We start from the raw sequence: 15,396 nt of genomic DNA, 5'->3' as shown, positions 1-15,396 counted from the left end.
ACTAGCTCACAGGTCGATTATCTACTAGAATTCTATCTACCTCTTTTTAGCCAGTATACCCTGTTATAAAAATTTTACACTCTCGCACGGAAATCCTTTTTTTTCATGACATTTTGGACATACTACTTGCTGGAGGTGTTCATATGAAACGTGATGAAAAGAAAAACCAAGAAGAAAAAAATCAATCAGTACAAACGTCTTCAATGGTGGCAAGGGCAGCAGCTACAGGTTTTGTTGGCGGAGTTTTTTGGGGCTTTATCGGATTTCTGACCCATATGTTTCATTTTTCAGAGGTGAGTCCAAATATGCTGTTGCAGCCATTTGTGCTTGGTGAATGGAAAAAAGGCGGACTTGGTACATTTATGAGTATTGTTCTTTTAGGGATTTTATCTATTGGGGCAGCCTTTATTTATTATGGTCTGCTCAAACGGATCAAAGGTTTTTGGATGGGACTGATTTATGGAGGGGTTTTGTGGCTACTTGTTTTTTATGTATTTAATCCTATATTCCCCGATGTGAAGCAAGTGCAAGATTTGCAGCAAAGCACCATTGTGACGACATTTTGCCTATATATTTTATATGGCATGTTTGTCGGATACAGTATTTCATTTGAATACAATGAATTAACGAGTCAGAAGCTTGCAAGGGCACTCGGGAAAAAGACAGAATAAAGTGTAAATCCACCATTCATATGATAAAATTATTTTTGGAAACGAAAGGTTTCTAAGGAAAAAGAAACAGACATCGATATAGAGTGAATTAGGGTGAAGGAGTGGTCATATGCCTCATTTTCTAGTGCTGAATGGGCCCAACTTAAATAGGCTCGGCAAGAGAGAGCCAGGAGTTTATGGAAGTAAAACATTAACAGATTTAGAAACGGATTTGTTTCAGTTTGCAGAAAGAGCAAATATTCAATTGACGTTCTTTCAATCGAATCACGAGGGAGATTTGGTCGATGCGCTCCATGAAGCAGAAGATCAGTACGATGGCGTCGTGTTTAACCCGGGTGCTTTTACCCACTATAGCTATGCACTGAGAGATGCCATTGCAAGTATTACGTTACCTGTCATCGAAGTACATATCACAAATGTTCATAAAAGAGAGGAATTCCGCCATCATTCGGTTCTTGCTCCAGTATGCCAAGGTCAAATCGTTGGACTTGGTTTAGAAGGATATAAATTGGCGATTCGTTATTTAGTCAGTGAAGGGGGAGCAGTATCATGAAACTTGAAAAACTAAGAAAACTTTTAGCCGAATTAGACATAGATGGTTTAGTGATTACGAGCAGCTTTAATTTACATTATATGACGAGTTTTACTGGATCAGCCGGTCTTGCCATCGTTTCAAAGGATCGTGCCGCCTTTATTACGGATTTTCGTTACACGGAGCAAGCAAAGGATCAAGTAAAGGGCTATGACATCATTGAACATAAAGGAAACATTGTGGAAACTGCTGTCCAAACGGCAAACGAATTTGGGGTGAAACGTCTTGGTTTTGAACAAAACCATATGACATTTGCCACCTACCAGCAGTACTCGGGGAAAGCAAGCGGTATCGAGCTTGTTCCAGTCTCAGAATCAGTTGAAAAGTTGCGCTTGATTAAGTCTAATGAAGAGATTAAGATATTAGAGGAAGCTGCGAAGATTGCAGATCATGCCTTTGATCATATTCTCACGTACATCAAGCCGGGCCTGACAGAAATTGCGGTCATGAACGAGCTTGAATTTTTCATGAGAAAAGAAGGGGCAGAAGGATCTTCATTCGATATGATTGTTGCCTCTGGCGTTCGTTCAAGCCTGCCACACGGGAGAGCGAGCGAAAAGGTGATTGAATCTGGCGACTTGGTGACACTGGATTTCGGTGCCTATTATAAAGGCTATTGTTCAGACATGACAAGAACCATTGCTGTAGGAACACCAAGCGACAAATTAAAGGAAATTTATCATATCGTATTAGAAGCAGAAAACGCTGGTGTGGATAAAATCAAGCCAGGCTTAACAGGAAAAGAAGCTGATCGCATCACACGAGACATCATTGAAAAGTATGGCTACGGTCAATACTTCGGGCATTCGACTGGACATGGGCTTGGTATGGAAGTACATGAAGCACCTGGCCTTTCCTCACGCTCAGATGTCGTGTTAGAAGAGGGAATGGTTGTGACAGTTGAACCAGGCATTTACTTGCCGGATGTCGGCGGCGTGAGAATTGAGGATGATATTGTCCTGACAGCTGACGGCAATAAACGATTGACCCACTCACCGAAAGAACTTATCATATTATGATGGTGAAATGTAGGAGGATGACAAAATGATTTCAGTAAACGATTTTCGTACAGGCCTGACAATTGAAGTGGACGGCGGTATTTGGCGTGTAGTGGATTTCCAACACGTAAAACCAGGAAAAGGCGCAGCGTTTGTCCGTTCGAAACTGCGTAACCTGCGTACAGGTGCGATTCAAGAGAAAACGTTCCGTGCAGGTGAAAAAGTAGCGAAAGCTCAAATTGAAACAAAAACAATGCAATATTTATATGCAAATGGCGATCAGCATGTATTCATGGATACAAGTTCATACGAACAACTTGAACTAAGCGAAACGCAAATCAAAGATGAGCTGAAATATTTGCTTGAAAATATGTCGGTTCAAATCGTCATGTACGGTGATGAAACACTTGGAGTAGAACTTCCAAACACTGTAGAACTAGAAGTAGTAGAAACAGAGCCTGGTATTAAAGGTGATACAACATCAGGTGGATCAAAACCTGCAAAAACAGAAACTGGTTTAATCGTGAACGTTCCTTTCTTTGTGAACCAAGGTGATAAACTAGTGATCAATACATCTGACGGTTCATACGTTTCAAGAGCGTAATGAACGGAGAGAGACTGTAAACCTCGTGTTTACAGTCTCAGCGTGTAGGCAAACCCTCGCATTCTTTGTCAGTCCTGCGCGCTGGTGCTCACGAATGTCAAATTCGCTCCGCGCCAGTGCTCGTTCTTCCTAGACTCCAAAGGTTTTCTATCACGCTGAAAAGAAGACAAAGGGCTAAAATCAAGTTCATTTTAGCCCTTTGACAACTATCTGAGACTGTAAACCTCGTGTTTACAGTCTTTTTTTATTTGAAAAATAGGACGCCTCGTTATGACACCCCTACTCTATTCTCTCATCCATCTCTCTTCCTTTTGAAAAACAAGACTACTTCTAGCTAGTGAAGCATATAGTGTAAAAAAAGCTGGAGGTTCTATATGAAACAATTTCTCCCGGGTATACACCCATCAGTCGCTGCCATGGCAGGGATGAGGTTTTTGTCTGCCGCGATTGAACTGACGGCCGCCATCCTCATTTTAGTGACAAATGATGTGCGTAAAGCGGTTGTCATCAATAGTATATTAGCGATCATCGGGCCGCTCATTTTTATTATCACGATGACGATTGGAATCTACCAAATTGCAGGGCAGTTATCCTATGCGAAGCTTGTGTTTATTTTCATTGGTGTCGTATTTATTCTTGTTGGAATTTATAAGTGAAATGGCTTGGCATAATTAACGGCATGCATCATACATTTTAGAGAAGAAAAAAAGGAGGGGAATTCGTTGCGGAGTTTGTTGGATATTCTCCCGCACTCAATTGGACAAGAACTCAGCATGTTAAAAGAAGCAGAGTGGGCGCAAATAGAAGAAATCCGCATTCGCACCGATCGCCCGATTGAGCTGATGCAAGGAGGAAAACCCCGCTTTCTTTCCTATTATACAACAGGTGAAGATGCGGCTCAGCTATTAGGCAGGCTCAGTAATTACAGCATGTACACACTTGAGGAAGAGTTAAAACAGGGCTATATCACCATATCTGGCGGACATCGGGTTGGGCTTGCTGGAAAGGTCATCGTCGAAAATGGATTCGTCAAAGGCTTAAGAGATATTTCTTCATTTAATATTCGCATCGCAAAAGAGAAGATCGGAATTGCTCTGCCGTTTCTCCCTTATTTATATGAAAAACATTGGTGTAACACACTGATTATAGGTCCGCCGCAAACCGGGAAAACGACATTGCTGCGTGATCTAGCACGTCTTGTCAGTACAGGAACAACAGCCATTTCTCCTAGAAAAACAGGGATTGTAGATGAACGATCTGAAATCGCAGGTTGTATAAGAGGAGTGCCGCAGCATTCTTTTGGGCACCGGATTGATGTACTTGATGCGTGCCCAAAGGCTGAAGGATTAATGATGATGATCAGATCCATGAGCCCGGAAGTCATCATTGTCGATGAAATCGGAAAAAGTGAAGATGTACAGGCACTGTTAGAAGCAATCCATGCTGGAGTCACCATTATCGTCTCAGCTCATGGGTATTCACTTGAAGACTTATCTAAACGGCCATCATTTGAACCGTTATGGCAGCTTCGTGTGTTTGAGCGATATGTGGAATTAAATAGAGAAAAAGGGCCTGGCACGATCGGACGGATATTTGACCAAGAGGGACAAGAGCTGAAGCGGAGGCGGGGAGTGGACGTATGTTAAAGCTTATTGGTGCTATTTTCATTGTTGCGGCTACGACATGGGGAGGATTCGAGTTTGCGAAGCGGTACAGTGATCGGCCAAAGCAAATCCGCCAGCTCCGATTTGCACTCCAATCTCTTGAAGCTGAAATTATGTATGGTCAAACTCCTTTAGCTAGAGCCGCTGACCAAATTGCGTCCCAAGTAGGACCGCCTGTGAATCGGCTATTTGAACAATTTGCAGAAAAACTCAACGTCGGAACTTTTTCTGCGAGGCATGCATGGAATGAAAGTCTAGAGGATGTATGGAAAAAAACCGTATTAAAAAAAGGCGAATATGAGGCGCTGAAGCACTTTGGAGAAACCCTTGGTCAGCATGATGTGACGGCTCAGCAAAAATATATCAAGCTAGCTTTAGGCCATTTGGAATCAGAGGAAAAAGAAGCTGAAGTTGCCCAAGCGAAAAATGAAAAAATGGTGAGAAGTCTTGGTTTTCTAAGTGGGTTACTACTGATTCTGTTATTGATGTGAGAAGAAGGGAGTCGAGAGCATGGGCGTTGATGTAAACGTCATTTTCCAAATTGCGGGAGTGGGTATCGTCGTGGCTTTTCTCCATACGATTTTAGATCAAATGGGGAAAAAAGAGTACGCACAGTGGGTGACACTGCTTGGATTTATCTACATTTTATTTATGGTTGCTACCATTGTGGATGATTTGTTTAAGAAGATTAAAGCCGTATTTCTATTTCAAGGATAGGGGAGGGCTTACAAATCGAAATCATTCAAATTGTTGGACTTGGTTTAATCGCTACTTTTCTAGCATTAATCGTCAAAGAACAAAAGCCAACCTTCGCCTTTATGCTTGTTGTGTTTACTGGGTGTGTCATTTTCCTTTATTTAATCGATCAAATCTATGCCATTATCTCCATGATTGAAAAAATTGCAGCAAGTGCAGGCGTCAATATGAAATACGTTGAAACCATTTTGAAAATCATTGGCATTGCCTATATTGCAGAATTTGGTGCCCAGCTCACAAAGGATGCTGGACAAGGCGCCATCGCTTCAAAAATAGAGCTTGGCGGCAAAATTCTTATTTTGGTCATGGCGGTACCGATTTTAACGGTCATCATTGAGACGATCCTAGGTATGATCCCGTCTATGACTTGATGGAAAAGAGGTGATGATGATGAAACGGGTGACAGCTGTGCTAGGGTTTATGATGTTCTTTTGGATGATCGTTCCGTATGCAGGTGCAGAAGAAAGTGTGCCTTTATCAAGTGAAGAACCGGTCGCAGAAGAAGTTGCGGGTGGACAGGCTGATGCCTTAGAGCTTCATTCTATCAGTGACTTTTGGGAAACGATATTGGATGAGTATGGCGGCTTTCTGCCTGAAAGCCAAAAAGGTACAGTGAAGGAAATGATCGATGGCGATAAAGAGCTGTCTCCCCAAACGTGGCTGAAGGCTTTTGTTCATTATCTGTTTCATGAGCTGATTGCCAATGGAAAGCTCTTAGGCACACTTATATTACTCACCATCTTTTGTTCGCTTTTGCAGCTTTTGCAAAATGCGTTTGAACAAAGCACTGTTAGTAAAGTTGCATACGCTCTTGTTTATATGGTGCTTATCATTATTGCATTAAACAGTTTTCATGTTGCGATCTCTTATGCAACAGAAGCCATTCAAACGATGACTAGTTTTATTCTTGCTCTTATTCCTCTTTTATTAGCACTTATTGCCTCATCAGGCGGGCTTGTCTCAGCCGGATTCTTTCATCCTGTGATTTTGTTTTTAATGAACACGAGCGGTGTTTTTATTCAATATGTCGTTCTTCCGCTTATTTTTTTATCAGCGATCTTGAGCATCGTCAGTACATTGACCGAACAATACAAAGTGACCCAGCTTGCCCAGCTGTTAAGAAATGTCGCCATTGGCGGGCTCGCTGTTTTTTTAACTGTATTCCTCGGCGTCATTTCTGTACAGGGGGCATCTGCTGCTATCACTGATGGAATCGCTCTTCGCACAGCCAAGTTTATTACCGGAAATTTCATCCCTGTCCTTGGCAGAATGTTTACTGATGCGACAGATACCGTTATCAGCGCCTCTGTGCTGCTGAAAAATACGGTTGGTCTTGTAGGCGTCGCCATTTTGATTTCAATTGCGGCTTTCCCAGCAATTAAAGTGCTGTCGCTCGCTCTCATTTATAAACTGGCCGCTGCGATTCTTCAGCCTTTAGGAGGCGGGCCGATTATAAGCTGCCTTGATGTCATTTCAAAAAGTGTTCTTTATATATTTGCTGCATTAGCTGTTGTATCGCTTATGTTCTTTTTAAGCATTACCGTTATCATCACAGCTGGCAACCTCACCATGATGATGAAGTAAGGAGGGGACACCATTTGAGTTTTCTCACAGAATGGATCACAAGTATTATTCTATTTATTTTATTTGCGATTGTGATTGATCTTTTGCTTCCCAATTCAAGCATGCAGAAGTATGCAAAAATGGTCGTCAGCTTACTGTTAATTGTCGTGATGCTCAATCCGATCTTTGCGTTATTCCGGGCAGATCCAGACCAAATTTTCTCAGAAATCATGAAAGGGAAGGACCAAGCGCAATCAGAAGAAATAAAAAATCAGATGAATTTAGAAAAAAAAGAAATACAAGCTTCACAGCGTGCATATATTTTAAAGCAAATGGCTGTCCAACTAGAAAAAAGCGCAAAGGAGCCACTGGAGAAGGAGAGCTATGAAATGAAACACGTAGAAGTGTTGGCAGATGAGGAGCACCTTGATCAGAATATGGAGGCAGATCAATTTCGCATCAAAGCAGTCCTTGTCCCGCTCACAGGTGATTCTGTAGAAACGGTGGCAAAGGTCGACATTGATCTCTCCAGGCAAAAGGAGGAAAGCGCCGGGGCGTCAGCAAAAGAGATGGCGAGGGTGAAAGAGACGCTTGCAGATGTATGGAATACACGGCCTGAACACATTGCGCTGAACATTGAGGGAGGTGACGCAGCAGATCATGAATAACAAAGACTGGAGACAAAAACTGAAATCAATGTTCCAAGCACCTGAAAAAGGTGAAGGGAAACCAAAATTAACGAAGCACCATTACTTACTGCTTGTCTTCATTATCGGCGTGTCATTCATGTTAGTCAGTCAGATTCTGTCACCGCCATCAAGCAAACAAGAGGCTGCTGTTCCTGCGTCTAAAAAAACATCCTCAGAAGAGCAGGCGGTGTTCAAACCATCCTCTTCAGGTAAGTCAAACAACTCGATAGAGGATGTTGAACAAGAATACGAAAATCAGCTGAAAGAGATTTTAGAAACGATCATTGGTGTTGAGGATGTATCCATTGTGGTAAATGTAGACGCAACTTCTTTAAAAGTGTTTGAAAAAAACAAATCCAATAAAAGCACTACGACCGAGGAAACAGACAAAGAAGGCGGCGTGCGCAGTGTCACGGATCAAACAAAAGAAGAAGAGATTGTCATTATTAAAAATGGCAATGAAGAAACACCTGTTGTTGTCCAAACGAAAAAGCCAGACATTCGAGGTGTCCTCGTTGTTGCTCAAGGAGTAGACAACGTTCAAATAAAGAAAACCATCATTGAAGCGGTTACACGAGTGCTTGATGTACCGAGCCATAGAGTGGCTGTTGCCCCTAAAAAAATTAAGGAGGATTCGGAATGATGTTAAAAAAACAAACGGTTTGGCTATTAACGATGCTAAGTTTAGTTGTCGTATTAAGTGTGTACTATATCATGTCTCCACAAGGTGAGAATGCTGTGACAGTAGAGGATACAAAATCAAAAGGAATGGAAGAGAAAAAGGCTGAGCCAGAAAAAGGGACTGACAAAGGAACCGAAAAGAACGCAGAAGAGAAATCAACTGACAAAGAAACCAATGCGAAACAAGAAGATGTTGAAACAAGTGGAGAAGAAGGAAAGGCTGTTTCAGAGCAGACTGACGATGAACTTTTCACAACCTACAGACTTGAACTGGAAGATAAGCGCAGCAAGCAGCGTGAAGAGTATAACGAAATCGTGTCTAGCGATGATGCAACAGCGCAAGAGAAAAGTGAAGCTTATGATCAAATGACAGCGCTTAGTGAGGCAGAAGGAACAGAGCGTCAGTTGGAGACATTAATCAAAACAAAAGGATATAAAGATGCGCTCGTCAGTGCAGAAGGAGATAAAGTGAACATCACGGTTCGTTCTGATAAAAAATCAAAGTCCCAAGCAGCAGATATTATTGATTTGGTCACAAAAGAAATGAGAGGGCTTGATAACGTAGCCGTCACTTTTGAGCCATCGAATCAATAAAAAATGCACAAGCGCCCTTTTCTGAAAAGGGCGTTTTTTCATGCGGGTTGACGCCCTTTTTCAGGTGCTTGCGCGAGGTGTCTCATCACATTAATAGTTGAATTCAACGAAATCCTCCTGTAAGATGGTTATAGTATGTACTTTTAGTACTAGCCTATAAAAAAAGATAAATCCATACATAGGGGTGCAAATCCATGTTAAAAATTGAAGAGATTCATGAACTAATTAAATTAATTGACGAATCAACAATTGATGAATTTACGTACGAAAATGAAGGTGCAAAAATCAAGTTAAAGAAAAATAAAGAAGTCGTTCAGCAAGTTGCGGCACAAGCACCAGTGGCTCCTGTCCAAGCAGCTCCAGCTCAACAAGCTCCTAAAGCACAAGCTCCAGCTCAGACCGAAGCCCCTGCACAAGAGAAAGCCGCGTCTGAAAACCTGCATAAAATCACATCCCCAATGGTTGGCACATTTTACGCTTCTTCTTCACCAGAAGCAGATCCATATGTGACAACAGGTTCTAAAGTGAAGGAAAACTCAGTTGTATGTATCGTTGAAGCGATGAAACTGTTTAATGAAATCGAAGCAGAAGTAAAAGGCGAAATCGTCGAAGTATTAGCTGAAAACGGTCAGCTTGTAGAATTCGGACAACCCCTCTTTCTAGTGAAAGCAGAGTAAGGAGTACGATCATGATTAAAAAGCTATTAATTGCAAACAGAGGAGAAATCGCAGTTAGAATCATCCGTGCTTGTAAAGAGCTTGGAATTGAAACAGTTGCGGTATTTTCTGAAGCGGATCGTGATGCGCTGCATGTTCAAATGGCTGATGAAGCATATTGCATCGGACCGACTGCTTCAAAAGATAGTTATTTAAATGTGACAAATATTGTCAGTGTGGCAAAACTAACAGGTACAGATGCCATTCATCCAGGATATGGTTTCCTTGCTGAAAATGCAGACTTTGCAGAGCTTTGCGAGGAATGTAATGTCATCTTTGTTGGACCAACTGCGTCAGCAATTTCCAAAATGGGAACGAAAGATGTGGCAAGAGAAACAATGAAGCAAGCTGGTGTTCCAATTGTCCCTGGTTCTCAAGGAATTGTAAAAGATCTTGATGATGCTGTTTCAACAGCAGCTGGTATTGGGTATCCTGTCATTATTAAAGCAACTGCAGGCGGCGGTGGTAAAGGTATCCGTGTGGCTCGCACAGAAGAAGAGCTCATTAACGGTGTCACCATCACGCAGCAGGAAGCAGCTCAAAACTTCGGGAACCCAGGTGTCTATTTGGAGAAATTCATTGAAGACTTTAGACACGTTGAAATTCAAGTCCTTGCTGATCAACATGGAAATACTATTCACTTAGGTGAACGTGATTGTTCTATCCAAAGAAGAATGCAAAAGCTTCTGGAAGAAACGCCATCACCTGCACTAAATGCAGATATTCGTGAGCAAATGGGTGAAGCTGCCGTAAAAGCAGCCGAAGCTGTTGAATACACAGGTGCCGGAACGGTTGAATTCATTTACGATTATAATGAAGAGAAGTTTTACTTCATGGAAATGAATACACGTATCCAAGTAGAGCATCCTGTAACGGAAATGGTCACTGGTGTTGATTTGATCAAAGAACAGATCAAAGTAGCTTCAGGTGAAAAGCTTTCCCTTACGCAAGAGGATGTCGTATACGAAGGCTGGGCGATTGAATGTCGTATTAATGCAGAGAACCCTGAGAAAAATTTCATGCCTTCTGCTGGTGAAATTAAAATGTACCTTCCGCCAGGCGGTTTAGGAGTACGTGTTGATTCTGCCGCTTATCCTGGTTATGTGATTCCGCCATATTACGATAGTATGATTGCGAAAGTGATCACATATGGTAAAACGAGAGAAGAAGCAATTGCAAGAATGAAACGTGCGCTTCAAGAATTCGTCATTGAAGGAGTCTACACAACGATTCCATTCCACCTCAGATTACTAGAGCACGAAACATTTGTGAGCGGTAATTTTAATACGAAGTTTTTAGAAACATATCAAATTATGAAATAATAACAGCTTTCGGAGGTGAATGATCGTGTCAGAAAACAATTTGCTTGAAATGAACCTTGATGAAGATCAATTGGGAAAAGTGCAAATTGCGCCAGAAGTGATTGAAGTCATTGCTGGGATCGCTGCATCAGAGGTCGAAGGAATTGCGGAAATGCGCGGCAACTTCGCTGCTGATGTGGCAGAACGCTTTGGGAAGAAAAATCACCGTAAAGGTGTGAAAGTAGATGTCTCTGATGAAGGCATCACAATTGATGTGTATTGTGTGGTTGAATTTGGCCTATCCATTCCAAAGGTATCCACTGCTGTTCAAGAAAATATCCGTCAAACCCTTTTAAACATGACGGCCTTAACAATTAATGAAATCAACATTCATGTCGTCGGCATTCAATTTGATACAAAAACAGCTGAAGCCGAAGTTGATCAAGAAATGTAAAAAGGGTTGAAGTGAAACCAAGGAGGCATTGCCTCTTTGGTTTTTTAAAGCCCATTTTTGGGAAAATTCCACATGATGATTACGTCACGCATGGATCTTGGTGCGACTGCGGTCAAAATATGTTATGATCTCTGTATGGCTTAACGACAAGCGGATAAAGTGGTTAAAGGAGTAAATAATGAAAAGAAGAACTGCAAGAGAAAAGGCGCTACAAACATTATTTCAAATTGATGTCAGCAATATTGATCCGAAAGAGGCCATTACACATGCGCTGGATGAACAAGAATCAGATCCTTTTTTCGAGGAACTGGTTTTCGGTGTGCTCGAACAAAAGGACAAGCTCGATGACATGATTTCACAGCATCTTGTGAATTGGAAACTTGATCGTATTGCGAACGTAGACAGAGCCATTTTAAGGCTGTCTGTGTACGAAATGGTATATCAAGAAGATATCCCGGTGAGTGTTTCAATGAATGAAGCCATTGAACTTGCTAAATTGTTCGGTGACGATAAGGCGCCGAAATTTGTAAATGGTGTACTTTCAAACATTAAAAACGACCTAAAGCAGTAATAGGAGGATTCGACATGACAGCAACAATCATCGATGGGAAAGAAACAGCAAAAGAAAAGCGTGAACAATTAGCAAAAGAAGTAGAAGAGCTAAAACAAAAAGGAGTCACACCTGGTCTTGCCGTTATTCTAATCGGTGATGATCCGGCTTCACTTTCTTACGTACGCGGGAAGAAAAAAGCAGCAGAAGCCATGGGCATGCATTTCCAGCTTGATCATTTAGATGCTTCTTTAACAGAAGAGGAATTGCTAAAGATGATTGATCAGTACAATGCAAATGATCAATTCCACGGAATTCTTGTTCAGCTTCCACTGCCAAAACATATTTCTGAAAAAGCCGTCATTGAACGAATTTCACCAGAGAAAGACGTAGATGGTTTTCATCCGCTAAATATCGGGAAAATGCTACTTGGGGAAGACACATTCCTCCCTTGCACACCAGCAGGTATTGTTGAATTATTGAACAAAACAGGTGTGGATCTCTCTGGCAAAGAAGTGGTCGTTGTAGGACGAAGCAATATCGTCGGCAAACCAGTTGGACAATTGCTACTAAACGAAAATGCAACCGTCACCTACTGTCATTCAAGAACGGCGAACATTTCAGAACATACGTTAAAAGCGGACATTTTAGTTGTTGCCGTCGGTCGAGCAAACTTTATTAAAGCTGACCAAATTAAAGAAGGCGCTATTGTCATTGATGTAGGAGTCAATCGTCTAGAAACAGGGAAACTTGTAGGGGACGTTGACTTTGAAGCAGCAAAAGAAAAAGCTTCATACATCACACCAGTCCCTGGCGGAGTGGGTCCAATGACAATTACGATGCTTGCACACAATACGGTTAAATCAGCAAAACGTACATTATCATAAGCTTGATCCATTCATCCACCTGCGTGCTGCCGGTGGATGAATGTGCGTTTTTGAAGAGGAGGAATACGTCATGAGTGAAAAAGCCTTTGTGACGGTCACAGCCCTTACAAAATACATAAAAAGAAAATTTGATGTTGACCCTCATTTAGAAGATATTTGGATCAAAGGTGAGTTATCAAATGTGAAGATTCATTCAAGAGGGCATGTTTATTTCACCTTAAAGGACGAAAATGCACGTATGCAAGCCGTCATGTTCCAGCGCTCCGCGTCCAAGCTGCCTTTTTCACCAAAGAGCGGGATGAAAGTGTTCGTACGAGGCGGAATTCAAGTCTACGAACCGAGCGGAAGCTATCAATTATATGCAAAAGAAATGCAGCCTGATGGTGTTGGTGCTCTTCATCTTGCCTATGAAGAGCTGAAGAAGAAACTAGCAAGTGAAGGCTTATTTGATGAGCGCTATAAAAAAACAATTCCTGAATTTCCAGAGGTTGTTGGTGTTATTACATCCCCAACAGGAGCAGCTGTTCGAGATGTCATTACCACGATCAATCGGCGCTATCAGCAGGCCAAGATCATTGTGCTTCCGGCATTAGTCCAAGGAGAAAATGCTCCGCGTTCGATTGTGGAACGGATTAAAGAAGCCAATGAAAAACAGCTTTGTGATGTCTTGATTGTCGGGAGAGGCGGAGGATCGATTGAAGAACTTTGGGCCTTTAATGAAGAAGCAGTCGCAAGAGCGATCTTCGCATCAGACATTCCAATCATTTCTGCGGTTGGGCACGAAACAGACTTTACCATTAGTGATTTCACTGCAGACATGAGAGCACCCACACCAACAGGAGCAGCAGAACTAGCTGTTCCAAGCACTGCCGACTTAATCGAACGAATCAAATCAATCGACATTCGGTTAACAAGAGCGGTAAAAAATCGAACGTCACAAGCAAAAGACCGTCTTGTGGCACTTCAATCCTCCTATGCTTTCCGTTTTCCAAAACGATTACAAGAGCAAAAAGAGCAGCAATTCGATATGGTATTTGATCGTTTTCAAAAACAGCTGACAAGACAAATGGAACAAAAACGCAGTCAACTTGACCGCCAAACATATAGACTGAAGCCGCTTCATCCAAAAGAGCAGCTGCTTCAGGCGAAAAAACGTCACGCCAATGAAACAGAACAGCTCGTTCGGAGCATGAATGTGCAAATGAAAACAATTCATTCGCAGTTCCAATCGGTTCTTGGTAAACTAAATGCATTAAATCCGCTTCAAGTCATGGAAAGAGGCTATAGTTTAGCCTATAAAGAAGATGAGCTCATTAAAAGTGTGAATCAAGTAGAAACGAAGGATCAACTGACGATTACAATGAAGGATGGACGTCTGATTTGTGAGGTTATTGAGAAGGAGGGCAATCATCATGACAGAATCAAATAAACAAAAAGAAGAACAAATGACATTTGAAGAGGCCATGAAAGGACTTGAAGAGATTGTGGGAAAGCTCGAAGAAGGCGATGTACCGCTTGAACAAGCCATCCACTATTTCCAAGAGGGTATGACACTCTCAAAACTTTGCCATGAAAAATTACAGCATGTTGAAAAGCAAATGGATTTCATTTTAAAAGAGGACGGTGAACTGGCTCCTTTTTCTGTGAAGGAGGCAGATGCTGGTGACAAGTAACTTAAACGAATTTTTAACAACACGAAAACAAGCAATTGAAGATTATTTATTTACATATGTGCAGGAATTGTCTATTCCAGAAGAGCTGAAATCTTCTATGCTTTATTCTCTGAAAGCTGGCGGAAAAAGACTGCGTCCTGTGCTTGTTCTTGCTCTTTTAAATGCGTATGGAAAAAGGGAAGAAGACGGTATACCAGTAGGCTGTGCAGTGGAAATGATTCATACGTATTCGTTGATACATGATGATCTTCCTTGTATGGACGATGATGACCTGCGCCGAGGAAAGCCGACCAACCATAAAGTATACGGCGAGGCAACAGCTGTTCTTGCAGGTGATGCGCTGCTCACTGAAAGCTTCCGTCTGATCACATCGCAATTATCTGACGATGTACCTGCTGATCAAAAGCTTCGAATCATCGATGAACTTGTTACATCAGCAGGTGCACTCGGAATGGTTGGCGGGCAATTTGATGATATGGAAGCAGAACAGAAACAAATCCCTCTTTCTGAATTAGAATCGATTCATGCCCGCAAAACAGGAAAGCTACTCACCTTTAGTGTGGTTGCTGGTGCGATACTGGCAGGTGCACCTGATGATGAGATCGAAAAGCTGAGAGAATTCAGCTATCATATTGGCATTGCTTTTCAAATCCGTGATGATATTTTAGATCTTGAAGGCAGCGAAGAGAAAATAGGAAAGCGGATCGGCTCCGATACAGCAAATGAAAAGTCGACATATCCTTCTTTATTAACGCTTTCAGGAGCAAAAGAAAAGCTGGATGAACATATCACTCGTGCGAAAGAAATTGTCTCAAATCTTGAGTTGGAGCAAAACTTGCTGCATGATTTATGCGATCTGATTGCCTCACGAGATCACTAAAAACAGCCTAGATTTGAGGGTCCTCGAGCAATTGTGGTAAACTGTAAACAGTTTATCATGATGAGACAACTCTTATTCCTGAATTGGTTTTCATAGGAATAAGGCATTATATATGTAGATAGA

General features: G+C 41.8%; 21 protein-coding genes. All 21 read left to right on the top strand.

The window, feature by feature from the left end:
* The first annotated feature begins 143 nt into the window (after positions 1–143).
* A complete protein-coding gene (locus LCD32_RS10790; protein WP_060781186.1) occupies positions 144–671 on the top strand; it encodes a YqhR family membrane protein in 528 nt (175 codons plus the stop codon).
* Between the two features lie 109 nt (positions 672–780).
* Positions 781–1,224, top strand: coding sequence for a type II 3-dehydroquinate dehydratase (gene aroQ, locus LCD32_RS10785; RefSeq protein WP_007501195.1), 444 nt, complete (start codon positions 781–783; stop codon positions 1,222–1,224).
* Entirely contained in the window at positions 1,221–2,282 is a 1,062-nt protein-coding gene (locus tag LCD32_RS10780; RefSeq protein ID WP_007501193.1) for a M24 family metallopeptidase, read from the top strand. Before aroQ ends, LCD32_RS10780 begins: the two co-directional genes overlap by 4 nt.
* Before the next feature lie 25 nt (positions 2,283–2,307).
* Positions 2,308–2,865 (top strand): elongation factor P, encoded by a 558-nt coding sequence (gene efp / locus LCD32_RS10775; protein ID WP_008342209.1) that lies wholly within the window; start codon positions 2,308–2,310, stop codon positions 2,863–2,865.
* A 374-nt stretch (positions 2,866–3,239) separates the two neighbouring features.
* Positions 3,240–3,521 carry a YqhV family protein gene (locus tag LCD32_RS10770; protein WP_017367580.1) on the top strand — a complete coding sequence of 94 codons (282 nt, stop codon included), beginning with the start codon at positions 3,240–3,242 and terminating at the stop codon, positions 3,519–3,521.
* Between the two features lie 66 nt (positions 3,522–3,587).
* Complete coding sequence (gene spoIIIAA / locus LCD32_RS10765) at positions 3,588–4,511, top strand: stage III sporulation protein AA (RefSeq protein WP_082181649.1); 924 nt, start codon at positions 3,588–3,590, stop codon at positions 4,509–4,511.
* Entirely contained in the window at positions 4,505–5,020 is a 516-nt protein-coding gene (gene spoIIIAB / locus LCD32_RS10760) for a stage III sporulation protein SpoIIIAB (protein WP_007501189.1), read from the top strand. Before spoIIIAA ends, spoIIIAB begins: the two co-directional genes overlap by 7 nt.
* 19 nt (positions 5,021–5,039) lie before the next feature.
* A complete protein-coding gene (gene spoIIIAC, locus LCD32_RS10755; protein ID WP_003153142.1) occupies positions 5,040–5,246 on the top strand; it encodes a stage III sporulation protein AC in 207 nt (68 codons plus the stop codon).
* Positions 5,243–5,656, top strand: a complete 414-nt coding sequence (gene spoIIIAD / locus LCD32_RS10750; protein ID WP_087978339.1) for a stage III sporulation protein AD — start codon at positions 5,243–5,245, stop codon at positions 5,654–5,656. Before spoIIIAC ends, spoIIIAD begins: the two co-directional genes overlap by 4 nt.
* Before the next feature lie 19 nt (positions 5,657–5,675).
* Positions 5,676–6,869: a stage III sporulation protein AE gene (gene spoIIIAE, locus LCD32_RS10745; protein ID WP_017357967.1), complete on the top strand. Its 1,194-nt coding sequence runs from the start codon at positions 5,676–5,678 to the stop codon at positions 6,867–6,869.
* Between the two features lie 14 nt (positions 6,870–6,883).
* Positions 6,884–7,516, top strand: a complete 633-nt coding sequence (spoIIIAF, locus tag LCD32_RS10740; RefSeq protein WP_058214154.1) for a stage III sporulation protein AF — start codon at positions 6,884–6,886, stop codon at positions 7,514–7,516.
* Positions 7,517–7,544: 28 nt separating this feature from the next.
* Positions 7,545–8,180: a stage III sporulation protein AG gene (gene spoIIIAG / locus LCD32_RS10735; protein WP_370539206.1), complete on the top strand. Its 636-nt coding sequence runs from the start codon at positions 7,545–7,547 to the stop codon at positions 8,178–8,180.
* Positions 8,180–8,812, top strand: a complete 633-nt coding sequence (locus LCD32_RS10730) for a SpoIIIAH-like family protein (protein WP_024718861.1) — start codon at positions 8,180–8,182, stop codon at positions 8,810–8,812. The genes spoIIIAG and LCD32_RS10730 overlap by 1 nt, the downstream gene beginning before the upstream one ends.
* A gap of 194 nt (positions 8,813–9,006) precedes the next feature.
* Positions 9,007–9,489, top strand: a complete 483-nt coding sequence (accB, locus tag LCD32_RS10725; RefSeq protein ID WP_008342216.1) for an acetyl-CoA carboxylase biotin carboxyl carrier protein — start codon at positions 9,007–9,009, stop codon at positions 9,487–9,489.
* 11 nt (positions 9,490–9,500) lie between these two features.
* Complete coding sequence (gene accC, locus LCD32_RS10720) at positions 9,501–10,850, top strand: acetyl-CoA carboxylase biotin carboxylase subunit (RefSeq protein ID WP_007501177.1); 1,350 nt, start codon at positions 9,501–9,503, stop codon at positions 10,848–10,850.
* 25 nt (positions 10,851–10,875) lie between these two features.
* On the top strand, positions 10,876–11,283 hold the full coding sequence (locus LCD32_RS10715; RefSeq protein ID WP_017357965.1) for an Asp23/Gls24 family envelope stress response protein: 408 nt from the start codon (positions 10,876–10,878) through the stop codon (positions 11,281–11,283).
* Between the two features lie 178 nt (positions 11,284–11,461).
* Positions 11,462–11,854, top strand: a complete 393-nt coding sequence (nusB, locus tag LCD32_RS10710) for a transcription antitermination factor NusB (protein WP_008342218.1) — start codon at positions 11,462–11,464, stop codon at positions 11,852–11,854.
* A gap of 14 nt (positions 11,855–11,868) precedes the next feature.
* Complete coding sequence (gene folD, locus LCD32_RS10705) at positions 11,869–12,720, top strand: bifunctional methylenetetrahydrofolate dehydrogenase/methenyltetrahydrofolate cyclohydrolase FolD (protein WP_007501171.1); 852 nt, start codon at positions 11,869–11,871, stop codon at positions 12,718–12,720.
* A 70-nt stretch (positions 12,721–12,790) separates the two neighbouring features.
* Positions 12,791–14,149 carry an exodeoxyribonuclease VII large subunit gene (xseA, locus tag LCD32_RS10700; RefSeq protein WP_017357964.1) on the top strand — a complete coding sequence of 453 codons (1,359 nt, stop codon included), beginning with the start codon at positions 12,791–12,793 and terminating at the stop codon, positions 14,147–14,149.
* Complete coding sequence (locus LCD32_RS10695) at positions 14,133–14,393, top strand: exodeoxyribonuclease VII small subunit (RefSeq protein ID WP_003215880.1); 261 nt, start codon at positions 14,133–14,135, stop codon at positions 14,391–14,393. Before xseA ends, LCD32_RS10695 begins: the two co-directional genes overlap by 17 nt.
* The gene (locus LCD32_RS10690) at positions 14,377–15,273 is read left to right on the top strand and encodes a polyprenyl synthetase family protein (RefSeq protein WP_206761467.1); all 897 of its coding nucleotides are present in this window, start codon (positions 14,377–14,379) and stop codon (positions 15,271–15,273) included. Before LCD32_RS10695 ends, LCD32_RS10690 begins: the two co-directional genes overlap by 17 nt.
* Positions 15,274–15,396 lie beyond the last annotated feature (123 nt).

It is taken from the genome of Bacillus sp. RSS_NA_20 (assembly GCF_020165915.1).
Taxonomy (GTDB): domain Bacteria; phylum Bacillota; class Bacilli; order Bacillales; family Bacillaceae; genus Bacillus; species Bacillus altitudinis.
This window is presented reverse-complemented; position numbering and strand designations above follow the sequence as displayed.